Annotated in this window: 17 protein-coding genes; 6 read left to right on the top strand and 11 right to left on the bottom strand. The window is 64.5% G+C overall.

What is annotated here, in order from left to right:
* Window positions 1-5 precede the first annotated feature (5 nt).
* A complete protein-coding gene (locus ACR30Z_RS16445; RefSeq protein WP_434373603.1) occupies window positions 6-1358 on the top strand; it encodes an NtaA/DmoA family FMN-dependent monooxygenase in 1353 nt (450 codons plus the stop codon).
* Between the two features lie 186 nt (window positions 1359-1544).
* Here ACR30Z_RS16445 and ACR30Z_RS16440 read toward each other — a convergent pair whose 3' ends face one another.
* Entirely contained in the window at window positions 1545-2741 is a 1197-nt protein-coding gene (locus ACR30Z_RS16440; RefSeq protein ID WP_434373602.1) for an FG-GAP repeat domain-containing protein, read from the bottom strand.
* 69 nt (window positions 2742-2810) lie between these two features.
* The gene (locus tag ACR30Z_RS16435) at window positions 2811-3251 is read right to left on the bottom strand and encodes a GNAT family N-acetyltransferase (RefSeq protein WP_167510433.1); all 441 of its coding nucleotides are present in this window, start codon (window positions 3249-3251) and stop codon (window positions 2811-2813) included.
* A gap of 69 nt (window positions 3252-3320) precedes the next feature.
* On the opposite strand from ACR30Z_RS16435, the gene ACR30Z_RS16430 reads away from it, so the two are divergent.
* Window positions 3321-4250 carry a threonine/serine dehydratase gene (locus ACR30Z_RS16430; protein WP_434373617.1) on the top strand — a complete coding sequence of 310 codons (930 nt, stop codon included), beginning with the start codon at window positions 3321-3323 and terminating at the stop codon, window positions 4248-4250.
* Between the two features lie 95 nt (window positions 4251-4345).
* On the opposite strand, the gene ACR30Z_RS16425 is transcribed toward ACR30Z_RS16430, so the two are convergent.
* Complete coding sequence (locus ACR30Z_RS16425; RefSeq protein ID WP_144649141.1) at window positions 4346-5329, bottom strand: ABC transporter substrate-binding protein; 984 nt, start codon at window positions 5327-5329, stop codon at window positions 4346-4348.
* 283 nt (window positions 5330-5612) lie between these two features.
* Here ACR30Z_RS16425 and ACR30Z_RS16420 point away from each other — a divergent pair, with 283 nt between their 5' ends.
* Together ACR30Z_RS16420 and ACR30Z_RS16415 are read left to right on the top strand one after the other, a co-directional pair.
* Window positions 5613-6602 (top strand): LLM class flavin-dependent oxidoreductase, encoded by a 990-nt coding sequence (locus ACR30Z_RS16420; RefSeq protein WP_144649142.1) that lies wholly within the window; start codon window positions 5613-5615, stop codon window positions 6600-6602.
* 96 nt (window positions 6603-6698) lie between these two features.
* Window positions 6699-9335 carry a trehalase-like domain-containing protein gene (locus tag ACR30Z_RS16415; protein WP_434373601.1) on the top strand — a complete coding sequence of 879 codons (2637 nt, stop codon included), beginning with the start codon at window positions 6699-6701 and terminating at the stop codon, window positions 9333-9335.
* Between the two features lie 18 nt (window positions 9336-9353).
* Here ACR30Z_RS16415 and ACR30Z_RS16410 read toward each other — a convergent pair whose 3' ends face one another.
* The 6 genes from ACR30Z_RS16410 to ACR30Z_RS16385 form a co-directional block, all read right to left on the bottom strand.
* The gene (locus tag ACR30Z_RS16410) at window positions 9354-10280 is read right to left on the bottom strand and encodes an AEC family transporter (RefSeq protein ID WP_434373600.1); all 927 of its coding nucleotides are present in this window, start codon (window positions 10278-10280) and stop codon (window positions 9354-9356) included.
* A gap of 161 nt (window positions 10281-10441) precedes the next feature.
* Window positions 10442-10873, bottom strand: a complete 432-nt coding sequence (gene panD, locus ACR30Z_RS16405; protein ID WP_208759965.1) for an aspartate 1-decarboxylase — start codon at window positions 10871-10873, stop codon at window positions 10442-10444.
* A 188-nt stretch (window positions 10874-11061) separates the two neighbouring features.
* Window positions 11062-12573: a rhamnulokinase gene (locus tag ACR30Z_RS16400; RefSeq protein WP_434373598.1), complete on the bottom strand. Its 1512-nt coding sequence runs from the start codon at window positions 12571-12573 to the stop codon at window positions 11062-11064.
* Window positions 12574-12581: 8 nt separating this feature from the next.
* Complete coding sequence (locus ACR30Z_RS16395) at window positions 12582-14621, bottom strand: bifunctional aldolase/short-chain dehydrogenase (protein ID WP_434373597.1); 2040 nt, start codon at window positions 14619-14621, stop codon at window positions 12582-12584.
* 2 nt (window positions 14622-14623) lie between these two features.
* Window positions 14624-15790, bottom strand: a complete 1167-nt coding sequence (rhaI, locus tag ACR30Z_RS16390; protein WP_142937712.1) for an L-rhamnose isomerase — start codon at window positions 15788-15790, stop codon at window positions 14624-14626.
* On the bottom strand, window positions 15787-16194 hold the full coding sequence (locus ACR30Z_RS16385; protein ID WP_144649148.1) for an L-rhamnose mutarotase: 408 nt from the start codon (window positions 16192-16194) through the stop codon (window positions 15787-15789). Before ACR30Z_RS16385 ends, rhaI begins: the two co-directional genes overlap by 4 nt.
* Before the next feature lie 126 nt (window positions 16195-16320).
* On the opposite strand from ACR30Z_RS16385, the gene ACR30Z_RS16380 reads away from it, so the two are divergent.
* The gene (locus tag ACR30Z_RS16380) at window positions 16321-17337 is read left to right on the top strand and encodes a LacI family DNA-binding transcriptional regulator (protein WP_144649149.1); all 1017 of its coding nucleotides are present in this window, start codon (window positions 16321-16323) and stop codon (window positions 17335-17337) included.
* Between the two features lie 61 nt (window positions 17338-17398).
* Here the strand turns inward: ACR30Z_RS16380 and ACR30Z_RS16375 are convergent, their stop codons facing one another.
* Both ACR30Z_RS16375 and ACR30Z_RS16370 read right to left on the bottom strand, forming a co-directional pair.
* Window positions 17399-18382 carry a LysR family transcriptional regulator gene (locus tag ACR30Z_RS16375; protein ID WP_434373596.1) on the bottom strand — a complete coding sequence of 328 codons (984 nt, stop codon included), beginning with the start codon at window positions 18380-18382 and terminating at the stop codon, window positions 17399-17401.
* Window positions 18383-18389: 7 nt separating this feature from the next.
* Complete coding sequence (locus tag ACR30Z_RS16370) at window positions 18390-19676, bottom strand: amidohydrolase (protein WP_434373595.1); 1287 nt, start codon at window positions 19674-19676, stop codon at window positions 18390-18392.
* Window positions 19677-19791: 115 nt separating this feature from the next.
* Here ACR30Z_RS16370 and ACR30Z_RS16365 point away from each other — a divergent pair, with 115 nt between their 5' ends.
* Window positions 19792-20709, top strand: a complete 918-nt coding sequence (locus ACR30Z_RS16365) for a LysR family transcriptional regulator (RefSeq protein WP_434373594.1) — start codon at window positions 19792-19794, stop codon at window positions 20707-20709.
* The last annotated feature ends 37 nt before the right edge of the window (window positions 20710-20746 follow it).

Raw genomic sequence — 20746 nt, 5'->3', positions numbered from 1 at the left:
TCACCATGACACAGCACAACCGTGCTATTTTCCAGCCGAGCGGCCAGATCCAGTTCGGCATCTTCTTCCAGGGCGTCAATTCCGGCACCATCTGGAAGGCAGCCGAGGCTGGCTCGCAGACGGACTTCGAGTCGTTCCGCCACATCGTCCAGACCGCAGAGCGCGGCAAGTTCGCCGCCTTCTTCCTGGGCGAAGGACTACGCCTCCGCGAACACCTCGGGCGTCCCCACGCCCTGGATGTGGTGGGCAGGCCCGACGCCCAGACCATGCTCGCCGCACTGGCAGCTGTCACCACGAACATTGGCTTGGTGGCCACTCAGAACACCACGTACAACGACCCCGCGGACCTGGCACACCGCTTGTCATCGTTGGACCTGATCTCCGGCGGACGCGCGGCCTGGAATGTGGTGACCACGGACAACGCCTGGACCGGCGCCAACTTCCGCCGCGGCGGGTATCTCGACCACGCCGATCGGTACAAGCACGCAGAGGCTTTCGTTGAGACTGCCAAGCGTATCTGGGACTCCTGGGAGACCTCCTCCGGCCCGGCTCGGCGAGTGCTGCACGAAGGCCAGCACTACACCGTGGATGTCACCCCGCGCTTGCCCCGCAGTGCCCAGTACCGGCCCGTGCTGTTCCAGGCCGGTGACTCACCCGAGGGCCGCGACTTCGCTGCCCGCCAGGCTGACGTGATCTTCTCTGCCCACCCCAAGTTCGACGACGCTGTGGAGTTCCGCCGCGACATCGTGGCCCGGTCCGTGGCAGCAGGGCGCGGTGCCAACGCCGTGCAGATCATGCCGGCCAGCGAGTTCATCCTCGCCGCCACTGACCAGGAAGCGCAGGAGAAGAAAGCCTGGGTCCGCAGCCTGCAGATTGGCCCGCAGCAGGCCATCGCGTACCTGGAACAGTTCTGGGGCAGGGAGCTTTCGTCCTACGACCCCGACGGCCCCCTCCCGGAGATCGATCCCGTGGTGGAGGAAACCTCGGAGACCCGTGGCAGCGGCTTCCACGGTGCCAAGGCCCGCCAGCTTGCGGATCAGTGGAGGGCCGAGGCCAAGGACAAGGGCCTCACCATCCGCCAGTTCGTCACCTCAAAGACGGCACGCATCGATGCCACCTTCACTGGTTCCTACACCGCCGTCGCCGATCACCTCGCCGAATACGCCCGGGTTGGCGCCGTGGATGGCTTCAACATTTCGCCATGGCTCATCCCCACCGGCCTGGACGAGATCGTGAACCACCTTGTGCCCGAACTCCAGGACCGCGGCGTGTACCCCACGGAGTACCGGGGCACCACGCTCCGCGAAAACCTGGGCCTGGAAACGCCGGTGCGTTCAGACGAGGCAGTCCGGGCCTGATGATGAAGCGTGCAGATTCTGCTGGATCATTCCGTTGGCGCTGGCGAAAAACCCCGAAAAAGCGGGGGCCGTTCCGCCTGCTTCTGGCAATGATCCAGCAGAATTCGGCATCGGAGGGCGGGGATGATGCCCGTTCGACGGTAAAGCTCCAGCTGGCTGTGTGGGGGCAGCCCCTCTAACAGACCACTAGAGCAGTTCCTTGAACACGTTCCAGCCGCGGCCGATGGGACCGTACGGGCCGTACATTCCTGTAGTTGAAGCACCAGTGGTGTAGGTGATGAGGTCGCCGTTGGCGTCGACGGCGAAGAGCTCGTTGTATTTCGAGTGGCCGGAGCTGCCAAGTCCGGCCACCTCGGAGAAGGTCTGCCACCCGGTGCCGAGGTACCTCGGTTCTTCCCAGCCGCCCTCGCCGTCAGATGGGTACAGGCGCAGATAGCCCTCCCGGTCGCGCCCAAAAACGTCGACGGCGCCGTCCGCGTTCATATCGCCACCGGTGATGATCTTGTTCATGACCTGCCAACCCCATCCCACCTGCTCCGGATCGAGCCAGCCGCCCTCGCCATCACCCGGGTAGAGGAAAAGACCACCTGCGGCGTCGCGTGCGAGCACATCGTTGGTGCCGTCGCCATTGAAGTCGCCCGGGCCCACGATGGTGTTGAAAATGTTCCATCCCTGGCCCACCTGCTCCCGATCGAACCAGCCGCCCTCGCCGTCCCCGGGGTAGAGGAAGAGTTTCCCGGCAGCGTCCCTGGCCAGAAGATCGTTATAGCCATCGCCGTCAAAGTCGCCGGGAGAGAACACGATGTCAAAGACGTTCCACCCCTGGCCTACCTGCCGGGGTTCGTCCCATGAGCCCCAGTACGCAGGGCAGGGCCCCTCGCAGGCCCCCTTGTAGTAGATGTACGTCCGCGGGTACAAGATGAGCCTGCCGTCGTGGGTGCGGGCCAGGGGCTCGAAGTTGCCCCGCGCGGTCCAACCCATCGCCCTGCTGGAAGCCTTGATGGGCTGCGTTTCTGCACTCAGTTGCGTGCCTGTGGGGCAGCCCTGGTTACCGGGAGTGAGGGGATGGACACGCATGGACAAGCGGCTGCCCTGGTCTTCGGGCAGGATGCGCAACGTTTCTCCCTGCCGCTCCTCCGGGAGCGGCTCGCCGTCGCGGAGCCATTCCAAGGTAATGCCATCCGAGGTGCCGTCCGGGTTCCTGCAACCCCAATAGCTGTAGTCGTACTGCCGGCGAAGCTCCGCACCCACGTACGGGACGCCGTCGATAATGGGCGTCGGCTGGGTGTCCGCCGTGGCGGGCTGGATACCCACCAAGGTGGCTGCCATAGCCACGGCAGCGGCGGTTGCAGCAGTCAAAGTCCGCGCACGAAAAATCCCCATTGTTCCCCCAGAAGCCGGCTCGTAAATGCTTAGGTTTGTGCCGAGGTTACCGTACTTCGGGCGCTGTGGTCAGAGGCGCCCGGGAGCCACCATGAAGACGTCGATCGGGTCCTCGGATTCCAGCACGAAGCCGTGCCGCTCGTAGAGGTTCCGGGCAGCGCTGCCCTGCAGCACATTCAGCCGGAAGGGCCGTTCGTCGACGGAAGCTTCCATGACGTGGCGGAGCACCGCCCCACCGAGTCCCTTGCCCTGATGCGCTGGGGCCACGTAGAAGTGTTCAATCCACCTGGCATCGGGCTCGGGCCGGACAGCAATCACTCCCGCATCCACGCCGTCGCTGTGGATCACATACGTGTGTTCCGGCTGGAAGCCGTTCAGGAAGCGCTCGCGGACACGAACGGGGTCGTAGCGCTCCAGCCGTTCCAGGTCCGGGCGCATCACCACGGCACGGAGTTCGGCGATCCACGCAGCATCGGTGGCAATGGAGGGGCGGAGGATGAAGTCGGGCATGGGAACAAGCCTATTCCGCCCGCCTGGCTTTGGAACCATAGGATGAAACGGACGAAAGGTGCCGCCACGATGGTCACACGCGAAGAAGTAGAAGCCGCATACTCACGGACATCAGGCTGGGTCCGCCACACGCCCTTGGCGGAGAGCGGCAACCTGGAGCCCTATCACCTGTGGTTCAAGTGCGAGTACATGCAGCACACGGGTTCGTTCAAGGCCCGGGGTGCGTTCAACCGCCTTCTCACGGCAAAGGAGAACGGCGAGCTGGACCCGGGGGTCGGGATCGTGGTGGCCTCCGGTGGAAATGCGGGCTTGGCCAACGCGTACGCCGCCGCCAAGCTTGGTGTTCCGGCCACCGTGTTCGTTCCTGAGTCGGCGCCGGCCAACAAGGTCCATAAGCTCTACGCTATTGGCGCCAAGGTGGTCCAAGGGGGCGCCGAATACGCCGAGGCCTACGCCGCCGCCATCCGCTTCGCCGAGGAGAAGGGCGCTGTCTACTGCCATGCCTACGACCAGCCGGAGATCGTGGCCGGTGCCGGTGGCGTGGGGCTTGAGTTGTTGGACGAACTACCCGACGTCGAGACCATCCTTGTTGCAGTTGGCGGCGGTGGGCTGATGGGCGGCATCGCGGCAGCCACCGAAGGGCGGGCGCACGTAGTGGGCGTTGAACCTGAGACTGTCCCCACTTTGCATACCGCGCTGGCCCACGGGGGGCCCGTGGATGTGGCCGTCTCCGGGATAGCCGCTGATTCCCTGGGCGCCCGGCGGATTGGCGAGATCGGCTTCGGCGTTGCCCGCCGAACGGGTGTGCAGAGCGTCCTTGTCAGTGACGAGGACATTGTCGAAGCCCGGCGCACACTGTGGGAGAAGCACCGCATCGTGGTGGAGCATGGAGCTGCGGCAGCCTACGCGGCGCTGCTCTCGGGTGCGTACAAACCCCACGACGGCGAAACGGTGGCGGTCATTCTCTGCGGCGCGAACACCGACCCCGCGCACTTCTAACCCCACCCTGGTTGGGGCAGCGTGCGCAAGAATCCCCGCCGGCTGGTGTCCGGCGGGGATTCGGCGTCGGCAGGTCTGCCCTGCCACAGCGGTTCCTACTTCTTGGGCAGGCCTGCCGGGTTCAGTTCGGACGTCGGGATGGCCTCGGAGGACAGTCCCCAGCGGTCCAGGATCTTGGCGTAATTGCCATCTTTGATGAGGGTGTTCAGCGCGGCCTGGGCTGCCACTGCCAAGCCGTTGTCCTTCTTGGTGGTGAAGGCGATCTCAGCCTTCAGCGGCCAGCCGCCTTCCAGCGTGCCCACTTCCTTGGTCTTTCCATCCTTCGCGGCCTTGTAGGCTGCGGACGCGTTGGGCCCGAACGTCAGGTCGGCGCGGCCCGACTGGAGGGCGAGCTGGGAGGCGGAGTCGTCGTCGTAGTACTGGAATTCAACCGGCTTCAGGCCGTTCTTCTTGTTCTCTTCGTCCCAGCGAACCAGGATGGCTTCCTGGTTGGTGCCCGAACCGACGATGATGCGCTTACCAGCGACGTCCTTGGCTTCCTTGATGGTGCTGATGTCGGAGTCTGACTTGGCGTAGAAGCCCAGGAGGTCGTTGCGGTAGGTGGCAAAGTCGAACTTTTCCTTGCGGGCTTCGGTAACGGTCACATTGGAGAGGACGGCCTCGTACTTGCCCGATTCAACGCCGAGGGGCCAGTCGGCCCACGCGACGGGAAGGACCTCGACGTCGAGCCCCAGCGTCTCACCCACGGCGTAGGCAATGTCCACTTCGCTGCCGATCAGCGTCTTGTTGTCGGTAGCGAAGGTACTCAGCGGCGGAGTGCCGCCGGTGGTCACTACCGTCAGCTTGCCATCGGCCTTGATGGCGTCCGGAACCTTGGCGGCTGCAGCCGAATCCACCGTCACCTTGACGCGGTCCTGCTGAGGCGTCAGGTTGAATTCCTTGGTGGTGCTGGTGGATGAGCTTGATGCCGACGGCGCCGTCGCCGCCGTCGCGCCCGGGTCCGAGCAGGCCGCGAGCCCCAGCAGGGCGGTGGCGGCCAGAGCCGCGGTCACGCCGGATTTGGCTGCAAAACGTGCCACTTTATTCTCCTTGGTTTACCCGAATCGGGAAGTCTGATGCGTACTTGTGGCTGCAACTATCCGGCAGGCCTCGGGAGGCGGTCAAAGCGCTCTGAAACGCTGGGATACAAGGGGTCACGGCGGTTAATCGGGCGTCGAACGGTGTCACAAAACCGTCCCTGAAACCCAAGACAGCCACGGCGCGACGCAACTCACAGAAATAAGCCGGGGGCCGCCGTCGTTGTCGCTAGAGTGCCCGGCAACCAACGCGCGGGCATCGCGAAACGTACCGAAAGGCCTCCCCGTGACTGTTCCTCTTTCCATCCTCGACCTGGCAACCATCGGGAAGGGCCAGACGGCGGCGGAAAGCCTCGCAGGCAGCGTGGCCATGGCGCAGAAAGCGGAAGAGCTCGGCTACCGTCGTGTTTGGTACGCAGAGCACCACAACATGTCCGCGATTGCTTCCTCTGCCACGAGCGTGCTGATCGCCCACGTCGCAGCGCACACCAACACCATCCGGCTCGGCGCCGGCGGCGTCATGTTGCCCAACCACTCCCCGCTAACCATCGCGGAACAGTTCGGCACCCTGGAGACGCTGCACCCGGGACGCATCGATCTCGGCCTGGGACGTGCTCCCGGCAGCGACCAGAACACCATGCGCGCGCTGCGCCGTGACCACACGTCCTCGGATGCGTTCCCGCAGGATGTCCTTGAACTGCAGGGCTACCTCACCGGGCCCACCCGCATCCAGGGCGTGGAAGCGACGCCGGGCAAAGGCACCAACGTTCCGCTCTACATCCTGGGATCCTCCCTGTTTGGGGCACAGTTGGCCGCCCAATTCGGCCTCCCGTACGCCTTTGCGTCCCACTTTGCGCCTGCCGCCCTGCAGGATGCCGTGGCTATCTACCGCCGCGATTTCAAGCCCTCCGAACAGTTGTCCGAGCCCTACGTGATTGCCGGCGTGAACGTCACAGCTGCGGACACCAATGCCGAGGCACAGGCCATCCACCTCGCAGTGAAGCGCGCCCGCGTCTCGCTGTTCTTCGGCGGCGGACGCCAGTTCACCGATGACGAGGCGGACATGGTCCTCGACTCTCCGCAGGGCCAGCACATCGCCCAAATGATGAAGTTCTCGGCCGTGGGCACCAAGGACGTGGTGCGCGATTACCTGGACGAGTTCGCACAGCACGCGGACGCAGACGAGCTGATCGTGGCCCACCAGAGCAATGGCACTGAGGAAAGGCTGCGGTCCGTGGAGCTTGTGGCGGAAGTAGCGGGCCTGGTTCCCGCATAAATCCAAGGAAAAGCTTTACGCATTTGCAATCTACTAGGTAGTCAAGCGAAACCGTCCGGGCGGAGACTGTAGCTATCCGCTTCGGAAGGGTCCACCATGCCTACGCATTTGAATCAATCAGTTGCCGATTCAGCGCTGCTGATGAAGTCGCTCCCGCTTGGCCTGCTCCGGACCGTCCTTCAATCCGATGCACAGAACGGCATCACGCCGCAGCTGTTCGCGGAGCTCAGAGTCCTGGCACGCGTCCCGGGCCTGCTGGTGGCGTGCAACTACGGGGGCACCCTCTGCGCCGCCGAGGGCGTGTCCACGGAGACGCTTCCCTTGGACAGTGCGGCGGTTGCCCTCCGTGCACTCGCAGCGTTGCCGAACACGCACACGGCCATCATTTCCGGCAGGTCCCTCAGGGACTTGGCGGCGGTGTCCCGGCTCCCGGCCGAGGTCCATCTGGTGGGCTCCCACGGTATGGAGTTCGACATGGGCTACGCCTACACGCTCTCCATGGCCACGGAGCAACTGCTCCAGCAAGTCGCGGCCGCATTGACCGAGGCCGTGGGATTCGAGAAGGGCATCAGCGTTGTCCGAAAGCCCGTAGGCGTTGCTGTGCACACCCGGCCGGCGACGCCCGAAGTGGTGGACAGGGTGCTCTTCGCCTCCCAGAAGATCGCCATCGAGTTCGGGCTCTACTTCATCGTCGACGGTACGGTGCTTGACCTGACGGTGGAGGAACCGGCAAAAGGCCAAGCACTGGAGCAGCTCCGCGCGCGGCTTGGAGTCAGCGCTGCGCTGTACGCGGGCGACGCCGAAAGCGACGAGAAGGCACTGGCCACCCTGCGGGGACCGGACCTTGGCCTGCACGTCGGTCCGGGGGATACGACGGCGGCGCACACCATTCCGGATCCGGAAGCCTTTGCGCACGTGCTTGCTTTGTTGTTCGAGCTGCGGCGGGCGTGGCTTTTCGGCGAAGATGCGGTTGGCCTGGAACGGCACTCGATGATCGGCAACGGAAGCTCCACGGCCTTGCTCACCCCGGACGCCAAGGTCTGTTGGATGAGCCACCCGTTGCCGGACTCAGGCTCGCTGTTCGCGCACATCCTCGGCGGTGATCCTGCGGGCCACTTCAGCGTTGAGCCCGTGAAGCCTTCGCCGGTGCTGGCACAGCGCTATGTGGACAACACCATGATCGTCGAGACCCGCTGGGCGGATGTCACGGTGACCGACTACTTGGAGCCCGCACCGGAAGGCATCACCAGTTTGGTCCGGGTTCTTTCGGGGACGGGTACGGCGCGAGTGGTGTTCGCACCACGGCCCGATTACGCCAACGCACCATTCAACATGGAGATCCGCGGCGACGAAGTGCACATCATCGGCACCTCGGATCCGATCATCCTTGCCGCGCCGGGAGTCACCTTCCTCATCACGAGCGATGGCAAATACGCGACGGCGACCGCTGAAGTCGCCCTTCAGGACGGGCCCGTCGTATTGAACCTGAGGTGCGGCGACACTGAGCCGCCACCCGCAGACCCGGCCGGCGAGCCTTCCCGGCGTGCCGCCGTCGGGCGGGTTGCGCGTGAGTGGGTCAAAGCACTGCAGCTGCCCACCATCAAAACTTCGCTGGTGCGGCGTTCCGCGCTGGTACTGAAGTCACTGGTCCACGAGCCCACCGGCGCCGTCCTGGCCGCGCCCACCACGTCCCTGCCCGAGGGCATCGGTGGAACAAGGAACTGGGACTACCGTTATTGCTGGCTGCGCGACGGATCCATGACCGTGAACTCGCTGGTGTCCTTGGGATCCACGGATGAAGCGGACGGGTTCCTGCGGTGGCTGGGCCGCATCCTGGACAACGCCCCCGGCCCGGAATGGCTGCACCCCCTGTACTCGGTGACGGGCTCGCCGCTGTCCACGGAGGCCATCGTGGAGAGCCTGCCGGGGTATGCGGGGTCCCGTCCTGTGCGGATCGGCAATGCGGCGGACCACCAGGTGCAACTGGACGTCTTTGGTCCCATCGCCGAGCTGATCCACGATCTGTCCGAGCGGCGCGGGTTCCTGCCGGACGAACACTGGTTCCTGATGGAGCAGATGGCACACGCTGTGCTGGCCCGCTGGCATGAACCCGACCACGGCATTTGGGAGGCACGCCGGCCGCCGCGTCATCACGTGTACACCAAGGTCATGTGCTGGGTGACGCTTGACCGGGCTCTGCGTTCCGCGGCCTTGCACGGACGCTCTCCGCACATGGACTGGGAGCCCACAGCGGCCACGATCCGTGAGGAAGTCCTGCGCGAAGGCTGGGATTCGTCCGCGCGGTCCTACACCGTGGCCTACGACAGCCCGGACCTGGACGCGGCAGTTCTTCACATCGGACTGTCCGGCCTGCTGGACGTCCAGGACCAGCGGTTCCTGGATACCGTGACCGCCGTGGAGCGGGAGTTGCGCGTCGGGCCCACGGTTTTCCGGTACAGGTACGACGACGGCCTGCCTGGTTTGGAGGGCGGCTTCCACATCTGCACCACATGGCTGATCGAGGCGTACCTTGCGGTTGGCCGCCTGGACGATGCGTTGGAGTTGTTCAACCAACTGGTGGCATTGTTCGGCCCCACGGGTTTGCTGCCGGAGGAATACGACCCCGGCACGGAAACCCACCTTGGCAACCATCCCCAGGCGTACTCTCATTTGGGTTTCATCCGCTGTGCGCAACTCCTGGATCACTACCTGGCCAGAGCGGACGTGGAGTAACCCAAGCAGGGGGCAGCGCTAGGTGAGCAGCAGCGCCACTGCGATCATCGCCGGCACGGCCACGATCGTGGTGATGAGGACGGTGTCCTTGGCTACGGTAATTCCTGCTTGGTAGCGGTTGGCAGCGACGAACACGTTCTGTGCCGTGGGCAGGGCCGAGGTGACCACCACGGCGAACAGGGCATGACCGTCCATTCCCAGGGCAAAGCGGGCGAACAGGTACGCGATCGTCGGGTGGACAATCAACTTGAAGCCGCTCGCCAACAGGGTGTCGAGTCGGCGTCCTGTGGACTTCTGCAAAGGCTTGGATCCATTGAGGCTCATCCCGAACGCCATCAGCATTGCCGGAATCGCGGCCCCGCCAATGAGGTGGATCGGCTCCAGGATGAGCGTGGGCACTTGGAAGCCGGTACCCGCCACCAGGAGCCCCAGTGCAGAGCCCACGATCATCGGATTCCTGACGATCATCAGCAGGAAACGCAGGGGAGTGGTGCGGTGCGAACTGGTGCTGGCATCGAGCGCCATGAGGTACAGGGGCGTGAAGAACGCGAGTTGGAAAATCAGCAGCGGCGCCACGTAGCTCGCGTCGCCTAGAACAAAGACAGCGATGGGAATGCCGAGGTTCGCGGAGTTGGCCAAGGACGAGCTCATCGAGGACATGAGCGCTTCGGGCATGCTGCGCTTCAGCCAGAACTTGGCGATCAGGAAGAACAGCAGGCCCGTGATGACCGCACCCACGGCGGTGACCAACAAGGGTGCGGCGAAGACATCATGCAGCTTGGCCTTGCTCAGGGTTTCAAACAGGAGCGCGGGACTGGCCACGAAGAACGTCAGGGAGCTCAGCACCGAGCGGGCATTTTCACCCAGGATGCCGCGACGGCCAACGAACATGCCCACCAGGATGATGGCCCAGACAACGAAGAACCCGGACAGGACGCCGATCATGACAGCAGGCGGGCGGGGATTCGTTGGATCACGGTTCCCAGCCTAGTCAGAACAGGCCGCCGGGTAAGCGTTTTCAGGCGGGTATTCCGTCATATGGACCTCACAACGCGCTCGACGCCGGCACCCTGGTGAGTGCCGACGTCGAGCGTTGCTGTGAAGACTTAGCTGAGGTGCGCTGCGTTGCTGAGTGCGTGCGGCGGGCGCATGAGCCCGGGGGTGTGGCCTTCGGCGGGGTCGTTGCCGAGCTGGAGGATCTTATTGTCCTTGCTGACGTGGACCACCTTGGGCTCGTAGGCCCGGGCCTCTTCCGTGGTCATTTCCGCATAGGTGATGAGGATGACCGTATCGCCGACGTGGACCATGTGGGCGGCCGCGCCGTTGATCCCGATCACGCCGGACCCGCGCTCGCCGGCAATGGTGTACGTCTCCAGCCGGGCGCCGTTGGTGACGTCCACAATGGACACGAGCTCACCGGGAAGGATGTCGGCCGCGTCCAGCAGGTCCAGGTCGACAGTCACCGAGCCGACGTAATGGAGGTCGGCATGGGTCACCGTGGCGCGGTGGATCTTGGACTTGAACATTGTGCGGATCATAGTGGGATCAGTTTAGCGCGGGACCCTCACCCGGCGCTGTGACGTACCAGACTTGGAGCCTGCCGTAGAGCGGGAGATTCACAAGCACGAGACCGGGGGCCTGTTGCTTCCTGACCTTGTTCAGATGCAGGATGGCCGCGGATCAACCTCACTCGGTTGATCCGCGGCCGCATCCGGTTCAAAGAGGGTCAGGACCGGCTGGACTGCAAGGCGCCGGCCGGCTCGTACCTCTCCAACTCCGTTCCCGCAGCCACGAGTTCGCGCAGCTCAGCCAGGTTTCCTTTGACCACACCGGCAGCCCTCGCCTGTACCAGGACGTTGCCCTGCGCGGTGGCTTCAACGGGCCCCGCGATGACGGGTTTGCCTGTTGCGTCGGCAGTGAGCTGGCACAGGAGCCGGTTCTGCGAACCGCCGCCCACGATGTGCACCACGCTGGTGCTTCTGCCGGTCAGCCGTTCGGCGTCGCCCAGGGTTCGCGCGTAACCGGCCGCGAGGCTGTCCATAATGCAACGCACGACGGCGGCAGGTCGGTCCGGGAGTACGGCGCCGGTGTTGCGCACGGCTGCGCGGATGCGATCCGGCATGTTGTCCGGGGCGGTGAAGCCGGGGTCGTCGGCGTTGATCTGAGGTCCGCCGGCAGGTAGTGCCGCAGCGGAATCGAGTAACGCGGTGAGCGCTTGCGTGTAGCCCTCGGCGGCCCAGGCACGTTGGCATTCGCTCAGCAACCACAGACCACCGACGTTACGGAGGTACCGGATGGTTCCATCGACGCCGCGTTCGTTGGTGAAGTTGGCCTTGCGACTGGCCTCGCTGAGGACCGGCAATGCGAGTTCCACGCCTACCAGGGACCACGTGCCGGAGGAGATGTACGCGAAATCCTGGTCCACGGCGGGGACGGCTGCCACGGCAGAGGCGGTGTCGTGCGAACCAACCGCCACCACGGTGGTCTCGGCGGGCAGCCCAGTGTGCTCAAGAATCGCCGGCAGGAGCGTGCCCACGGTTTCGCCGGGCTGAATCAGGGGCGGGAAGATATTCCGGGGCAACCCGAGGGCATCCAGGAATTCCGTGGCCCACTCTCCCGCCACGGCGTCAAAGAGCCCCGTGGTGGAGGCGTTGGTGGCTTCAGTCCGGCGCTCACCCGTCAGCAGGAACGCGATCAGGTCCGGGATGAGGAGGGCCTGGACCCCGTCCAGTTCCGGTTCGGCCGCGAGCTGGTAAAGGGTATTGAACTGCAGGAACTGCAGGCCGGTGGTGGCATACAGCTTCTCCGGGGGAATTGCTGAGTGCACCCGCTCCACTGTTGCCCGGCTGCGTTCGTCCCGGTAGCTGTAGGGTTGCGCGGTGAGTTCACCGGCGTCGTTGACCAGTCCGTAGTCCACGGCCCAGGTGTCGATGCCGATGCTCACGATGCGCTCGCCGTTCGTGGCCGCAACGGAAGCCGCGGCTGTGAGTCCCCTGAGTACCTCAGCGAACAGCGCGTCGAAATCCCAGCGGAGGCCGCCGTCGAGTTCTACGACGCCGTTGGGGAAGCGGTGGATGGTCTCGAGCGAAACCCCTGACGTTGGGGTGACGCGGCCGAGCATGACGCGGCCGGAGGAGGCCCCGATATCTATTGCTGCGAACACTGCGTTGGGGGCTGCCGGAGCGGACACCGCCCCGGCGTCTGCCGGGGCGGTGTTCGTGGTGGTTCCGTTGGTCACTGGTGGTCCTAGCGGAGGAAGGCTGCTGCCACGCCGGCGTCCACGGGGATGTGGAGGCCGGTGGTGTGGGAGAGCTCGTTGCTGGTGAGCACGGACGCGGCGTTGGCCACGTGTTCGGGGAGGACTTCGCGCTTGAGGAGCGTGCGTTGGGCGTAGTACTTGCCCAGTTCCTGCTCGTCCACGCCGTACACGGCTGCGCGCTTGGCGCCCCAGCCGCCGGCGAAGATACCGGAGCCGCGGACCACGCCGTCGGGGTTGATGCCGTTGACGCGGACGCCGTACTCGCCCAGTTCGGCGGCGAGCAGGCGGACCTGGTGGGCTTGGTCTGCCTTGGTGGCGGAGTAGGCGATGTTGTTCGGACCGGCGAACACAGAGTTCTTGGAGGAGATGTAGATGATGTCTCCGCCCAAGCTTTGGTCGATCATGACCTTCGCCGCGGCCTTGGACACCAGGAACGAACCCTTCGCCATGACGTTGTGCTGCAAATCCCAGTCCGTCTCGGTGGTTTCCAGCAACGGCTTGGAGATGGACAGGCCGGCGTTGTTGACCACCAGGTCCAGGCCGCCGAACGCGAGCACGGCCTCCTGGATCGCAGCAGCGATCTGGGCTTCGTCGGTCACGTCGGCCTGGACGCCGATGGCGACATCGGAACCGCCCAGTTCCTCGGCAACCTTTTGCGCGTTCTCAAGGTTCAGGTCGGCAATCACCACGCACGCGCCGTCGGACGCCAAGCGGGTGGCGATCGCCTTGCCGATGCCCGACGCCGCACCGGTCACCAGCGCGATGCGGGTGGCGTGGGACTTGGGCTTGGGCATCCGGGCGAGCTTGGCTTCCTCCAGGGCCCAGTACTCGATGCGGAACTTCTCGGATTCCTCGATCGGGGCGTAGGTGGAGATGGCCTCGGCGCCGCGCATCACGTTGATGGCGTTGATGTAGAACTCGCCGGCGACGCGGGCGGTCTGCTTGTCCTTGCCGAAGGAGAACATGCCGACGCCGGGAACCAGCACGATGGCCGGGTCAGCGCCGCGCAGCGCCGGTGAATCAGCGTCAGCGTGCCGGTCGTAGTACGCCTGGTAGTCCTCGCGATAGGCGGCGTGCAGTTCCTTGAGCCGGGCCACGGAGTCTTCGATCGTGGCGTCGGCCGGGAGGTCCAGGACCAGCGGCTTGACCTTGGTGCGCAGGAAGTGGTCCGGGCAGGACGTGCCCAGCGCGCCCAGGCGCGGGTGCTCTTCCGCGGCAAGGAATTCAAGCACGACGGCGTCATCGCTGAAGTGCCCCAGCTGCGGTTTGTCGGTGGAGGCCAGGCCCCGGATCACCGGTGCGAGGGCGGCTGCCTTGGCCCTGCGCTCAGCTTCGGGGAGGGCGCCGTAGCCGGGGAGCTTGGCACCGAAGGGCTCGGACTTGCCGTTGTCCTTGATGTAGGTCTCTGCCTGATCGATGATCCAGAGCGAGTTGGCCTCGGCCTCTTCGGACGTGGCGCCCCAGGCGGTGATGCCGTGGCCGCCCAGGATGGTGCCGATGGCCTGCGGGTTGGCTTCCTTGATCGCCGCGATGTCCAGGCCCAGCTGGAAACCGGGACGACGCCACGGAACCCAGACAACCTTGTCGCCGAAGACCTTGGAGGTCAGCGCTTCGCCGTCCATGGCGGTGGCGATCGCGATGCCCGAGTCCGGGTGCAGGTGGTCAACGTGCGCTGCGTCCACGAGGCCGTGCATAGCGGTATCGATCGAGGGCGCGGCGCCACCCTTGCCGTGCAGGCAGTAGTCAAAGGCGGCCACCATTTCGTCTTCACGCTCGACGCCGGGGTAAACGGACTTCAGAGCCTGCAGCCGGTCCAGCCGGAGTACGGCAAGGTTCTCCGCCTTCAGCGTGCCGAGGTCGCCGCCGGAGCCCTTGACCCAGAGGAGTTCGACGTCCTGGCCCGTGACGGGGTCCTTCTCGGTGCCCTTGGCGGAGGTGTTGCCGCCGGCGAAGTTGGTGTTCCGCTTGTCCGCACCGAGGCGGTTGGAACGGGAGATCAGTTCTTCAACAGTGGTGTTGGTAGTCATGCTTAGGCGCCCCATCCGGCTTGCTGGCCGCCTGCGCGGTCCTCGTTGATCTTCTTCTGGTATCCGCTGGCCTTGTAGGCGGCCATCGGGTCGGCGGGCAGGCCGCGGGATTCGCGCCACTCGGCCAGGACCGGGCGGACGTCGGTGTAGAAGGCATCGTTGAAGATGCCGTTGGCGGCCAGGACGTCCCCGGCGCGCTGGGCTTCGCTGAGTGCGGCGGTGTCCACCAGCAGGGCGCGGGCCGTCATTTCCTGGACGTTCAGCACCGAGCGGATCTGGCCCGGGATCTTCTCTTCCAGGTTGTGGCACTGGTCCAGCATCAGGGCGACGCCGGAATCCTTCCCGAAGCCGCCGCCACGGATGACCTCGTGCATGATGCGGAACAGCTGGAACGGATCAGCCGCGCCCACAATCAGGTCATCGTCGGCGTAGAAGCGGGAGTTGAAGTCGAAGGAACCCAGTTTGCCCAGGCGCAGGAGCTGCATCACGATGAACTCGATGTTGGTCCCAGGGGCATGGTGGCCGGTGTCCAGGCAGACAAAGGCCTTCTCGCCCAGGGCAAGGGTCTGCGCGTAGGACGTGCCCCAGTCCGGAACATCGGTGTGATAGAAAGCCGGCTCGAAGAACTTGTACTCCAGGACCAGGCGCTGCTCATCGCCCAAGCCCGCGTAGATCTCCTGAAGCGACTCAGCCAGGCGGTCCTGGCGGCCGCGGATGTCATCCTGGCCCGGGTAGTTGGTGCCATCGGCCAGCCAGATCTTGAGATCGCGCGAACCCGTGGCGTGCATGATCTCGATGCACTCCAAGTGATGGTCGATCGCCCGGCGGCGCACGGACTCGTTGGACGAGGTCAGGGAGCCGAACTTGTACTCGTCATCCTGGAACGTGTTCGAGTTGATCGTGCCCAGTCCGACGCCCAAACCAGCGGCGTACTCGCGCAGGGCGGCGTAGTCATCCACCTTGTCCCACGGGATATGAAGGGCCACGGTGGGAGCAAGGCCGGTGAGCTCGTGGACCTTGGCAGCGTCGGCGATCTTTTCCTGGACGGTGCGCGGAGTACCGGGGGTGCCGAAGACCTTGAACCGGGTCCCGGAGTTACCGTAGGCCCAGGACGGCACTTCAATGGCCAATTCCCCGAGACGGCCCAGGGCCGATTCTGTGGTGTTCATGCTTGTTCCTTTTGGTATTCGTGGGCTGAGTCTTTGTCTATGTGTGTGGTGCCGGTGGCATCTGTGACGATGCCTGCAGCGGCCAGTTGGTCCTCAAGGTTGAAAACTTCCTCGACGATCTCGAAGCCCTGGTCCGGAGGGACGTTGCTGTTTGCGAACAGGGTTGCCATCTCGGCCTGCCAGCGGGCGTTGACGTCTGTCAGGGCCATGTGGGCCTGCGCTGCTGCGTAGTCTTCGCATTCCAGGTAGCCGATGAGTTGGCCGTCGGAACCGAGGAACAGCGAGTAGTTGTTCCACCCGGCGTTCTTCAATGCCAGCAGCATTTCCGGCCATACGGCGGCGTGGCGCTCCTTGTACTCGTCCATCAGTTCCGGCTGGACGGAAGAGCGGAAACATACCCTCATGTGCGGATCTCCAGGGTTACTCGTCTTTGAATCGTTTCATTTGTTACGATTCAAATTACCCTCGGAAACGGGAGGGTGTCAAGGCGTTTCCAGCACATTGACGTCAGCCATCGGAGATCGGAAAGCATGTCCCAGACAGCCAGCATCAAAGACGTTGCCACCCACGCCCAGGTAGCCGTGGGAACTGTTTCCAACGTGCTGAATTACCCGGACCGCGTTTCGCAGCGAACCAAGGAACGCGTCCTTAAATCCATTGCCGAACTCGGCTTCGTGCGCAACGACGCTGCCCGCCAACTCCGCGCGGGCCAGAGCAGGACCATCGGCCTCATTGTGCTGGACGTCGGGAACCCCTTCTTCTCCTCCGTCGCCCGCGCTGCGGAGGATGCTGCCGCAGCCCTGGGCAGTGTGGTGCTTGTTGGTGACAGCGGGCAGGACACCTCTCGCGAGGCGCACTACATGGACCTGTTCCAGGAGCAGCGAGTTCAAGGCCTGCTTATTTCGCCCGTCGGCGACGTGACCGAACGTATCGACACCCTTCGCGAACGTGGCGTCCCCACGGTGCTGGTGGACCAACTCGCCGATGAGAACCGCTGCAGCTCGGTCTCCGTGGATGACGACGCCGGGGGATATCTGGCCGCCAAGCACCTGCTGGACACGGGCCGCCGTCGTCTGGCTTTTGTTGGCACCCCCTCCATCCGTCAGGTGGCGCACCGACTCAAGGGTGCGCAACGTGCTGTTGCCGAAGTGCCCGGTGCCACCATCGAAGTCCTCGACTCCGCCGGTCAGACAGTCTTGGCCGGACGGCAAGTGGGCAACAAGCTGGTGGAGCGGGACCCGGAGAAGCGGCCCGAAGCGGCTTTTTGCTCCAACGACCTCCTGGCGCTTGGCCTCATGCAGTCGTTGACCATGCTGCGGACGGTTCGCATTCCCGAGGACATTGCCCTGATCGGCTACGACGACATCGACTTCGCCATCTCCGCTGTGGTTCCCCTGTCCTCCATCCGCCAGCCCACCGAGGCGCTGGGCCGGACTGCGATCGAGTTGCTCGCGGAGGAGCAGGACAGCGGCGGAACCAAGCACAGGGCCGTGGTCTTTACGCCCGAGCTCGTGGTGCGGCAAAGCACTGGCGGCTCACCCGACTAAGTCGAAATCATGGGCGACTTGAGCGGTCATGACGCGCTCTGCTGCGACTCAGTTGGGAGGATTACGACGCGCGGAGACCGGCAAGGTAGCCCATCGGCACCATCGCCTCGGGCTGCTTCGTCTGACGGACAATTCCGGTGTGGGACGCGGCCAGCTTGTCCGCAGCGCGTCCCAGGCATTGCAGGAAGCTCGTGATGGAAACGCCGGCCTGCGTCTTGTGCCGGAGCGCGGATACGTACCGCCGGGCGGTGCATCCGCTGATGCTCGTGGCAATGACCGTGTCCGTGGGCACATGGTCCAAGGAAGGAACCAGGGCTATGCCCAGCCCTGAACGGACCATGCCGCGGATGGCGTCGTAGTTGTTGCTGCGGACTGCGACGCGGGGCTGGAATCCAGCGCCGGCGCACAGGTGCCTCAGGCATGCATCGCCGGACGAGTCTTCCTTGGTGGAGACCCAACTTTCTTCCGCCAGGTCTTGGACGGTGATGGTTTCTGCGCCTGCCAGCCGGTGGTTCCCAGGGAGAAGCAGTACCAGGTCCTCGGCCAACAAGGGCACGGCCACCACGTTCGCCGGCCATTTCTGGGGAACAAGATCGTAGTGGTACACCACTGCAACATCCAGGGCGGAGTCGCGGATCATGGCTGCGAGCTCAGCTGGCCCGCTCTCTTCCAATTCCACGCTCGAATTGGGGTGCCTTCGCAGGTAGGACGCCAGTCCGCCGGGAAGCAGTCGCTGGCTCGCGGTGCTGAAGGCGCCCAGCCGCATCAGTCCGTAGTCTCCTTTGCTGAAGCCCCTCATGTCGTCTTCCAGTGCACTCAGCGCGTGAATGATGTCATGTGCCCGGGAGGCAAGAAACTTCGCGGCTTCCGTTGGCCGGATGCTTTGGGCATCGCGTTCCACAAGCGGTGCCTGCACGGCGCGTTCCAGTGCAGCTACCTGCTGCGACACGGCCGAACCGGTGTAGCCGATCTCGCGAGCTGCATCGGCGAATGAACCTGTCCGGAGGACCACGGACAGTGTGTGCAGGTGGACGGGATTCAGCATGGCCTGGCTATTCTCCTGATGGCGGCGTGAGTAGCCGCTCCACGTCAAGGGCGCCACCGGCCGCTTCGAAATCCAGGCGGACCTGCTCGCGCAGCTGGGCATCGGCGAGGTAGTCGGCCATGGTCAGCGCCAACCCCACGGCCCCATCCACTACGGCGGCGTCCCCCACGGGACTGATGGAGTGCTGGCCAAACTCGACAGTGTGCATCACAGCCGTAGCTTTCGAGATGCTCACGGTCGGGTGGATGGACGGGATCCGGAGGCTGATATTTCCCAGATCCGTAGACCAACCGCCACCAACCAGTTCGGTCTCCAGGGTGATGGCTCTGCCACGCGCCGACATGCGGGAGTGGTACCGGGCGGCCAGCGCGTTGTTGCTGCGCACGGGAAGGTAAGCGGGGAAGGGGTCCCAGTTTGTTTCCAGCCGGGTGCCGGTCGTGAGTGCGGCACCCTCCAGGACGTTTTGCACCTTCTGCGAAAGATCGATCAACCCTTCGGGGTCCAATGAGCGGATTTCGACGACGGCGCGCGCCAGGTGCGGGACGACGTTCACCGCGGTGCCTCCCTCGGTAATGAGGCAGTGCAAGCGGTCCGTTGCAGGTATGTGCTGGCGGAGGGCCGCTATTCCTTGGTACGCGGCGACTACGGCGTCGAGCGCGTTGCGGCCCATGTGCGGGGCGGACGAGGCGTGGGCAGCTACGCCGTGGAAGGTCACTTCGACATCCCGGACCGCCAGCGAGGCAAACGAAGCGACCTCGTACTCTCCGGTGAACGGGTGCAGCATCACCACGGCGTCGATGTCGTCGAAGGCGCCGGCGCGGGCGAGCAGTTCCTTGCCGTTGCCGTTTTCTTCGGCCGGCGTGCCGATGAGCACCACGGAACCGCCGAGTTCCTGCACGTGGGCAGCCAGGCCGAGGAAGGCCCCAACCGCCGCCGCGCAGATCACGTTGTGGCCGCAGCCATGGCCAACCTCAGGGAGGGCGTCGTATTCGGCGAGGACGGCTACCTTGGGGGAGCCGGATCCAGCCTCGGCGCGAAGCGATGTGCGAAGTCCGTAGCGGCCCACTTGGACCGGAAAGCCCCGGTACCTCAGGAATTCGGCCGCGAAGGCCACTGACAGGCGCTCCTCGAAGCCGATCTCGGCTATGCCGTGGATGCCGTGGCTGAGTTCCCGGAGGTCTGTGCTCAGTCCTTCAATGGTGCTTGTGATGTTTCGCGCCAGGGATTCGCTGGCGCCGAGGATGCCGGTAAGGCGAGGATGTGTTTCCACGGTGACCACGTGGCGTCCTTTCACGATGGGAAGTGTTTGGGGCCATTCGGAACTTCGTTGTTCCGCAGGTGGCGTGTTGTTTAACTTAAGATACATACAGTTAGGTGTTAAGCATAGCTAACCATGTAAGAATGTGATCATGACCGAAAAGCCCCTCCCGGACGTCTCACGACTGCGGCTCCTCAGCGAGGTTGCACGGCAAGGATCGCTGGCCGGCGCGGCCCGCGTCCTTGGCATCACCTCGTCCGCCGTTTCGCAACAGATCAGCGTCCTGGAGCGCGAGGCGGGTGTCCAGCTCCTGGACCGTTCGTCACGAGGTGTCGGCCTGACAGGTGCCGGCGAGATCCTGGTGGAGCACGCGCGTGCCGTGGTCCGGCTCCTGGAAGTTACCCGCGCTGAAATGGACCAGCTCAGCGGCGAACTCGCCGGCAGGGTACGGATAGGTTCCATTCCTTCGCTTGCGCGGACAGTACTTCTGCCGGTGGCCGAAAAGCTCGAGGTGACCGTCCCCGACGTCGAACTGACCGTCAACGTCGTGGAGCCGGTGGACAGCATTGAACAGTTGTTGAACGGCGCGCTGGACATTGCCATCGTCGACCTCTACGACAATGTGCCCATGGCCTTTCCGGACTATCTGGTCACCCGGGAAGTCATGAGCGAGCCGCTGGTTTTGGTCACTCCGCCTGACTATGTGGTGCCCTCACGGCTCAAGCTGGCAGACCTCAAGAACGCGGACTGGGTCCTGACGCCGGAAGCCGGTGCCTGCGGGCAAGCGGTCCGGTATGCGTGCCGCAACGAGGGTTTTGAGCCCAACATCCGATGGAGCGTGGACGATCTTCTGCTGTTGGTTGAGTCGATATCGAGGGGGCGGGGAATCTCCTTGCTTCCTCCGCTCTCCATCGACAGCACAGTGGCGCCTGTTGGTATCCATGCCTTCGACAAGCCAGGCATCCAGCGCCGGGTGCTCACCGTGACACGGAGCAGCGACGCCAAACGCCCCATCGTGAAGGCCGTTCTGGATGAAATCCACAACCTCCTGGGTAGAGCCGCGGCGTAAGCCGAGCGCCGCCGTCGTGGGTTAAGCGGCAGTAAAA

It is taken from the genome of Paenarthrobacter sp. FR1, from assembly GCF_051106045.1.
Taxonomy (GTDB): domain Bacteria; phylum Actinomycetota; class Actinomycetes; order Actinomycetales; family Micrococcaceae; genus Arthrobacter; species Arthrobacter nitroguajacolicus_A.
The sequence above is the reverse complement of the archived record's forward strand: the minus strand, read 5'-3'. Positions and strand labels throughout refer to the sequence as shown.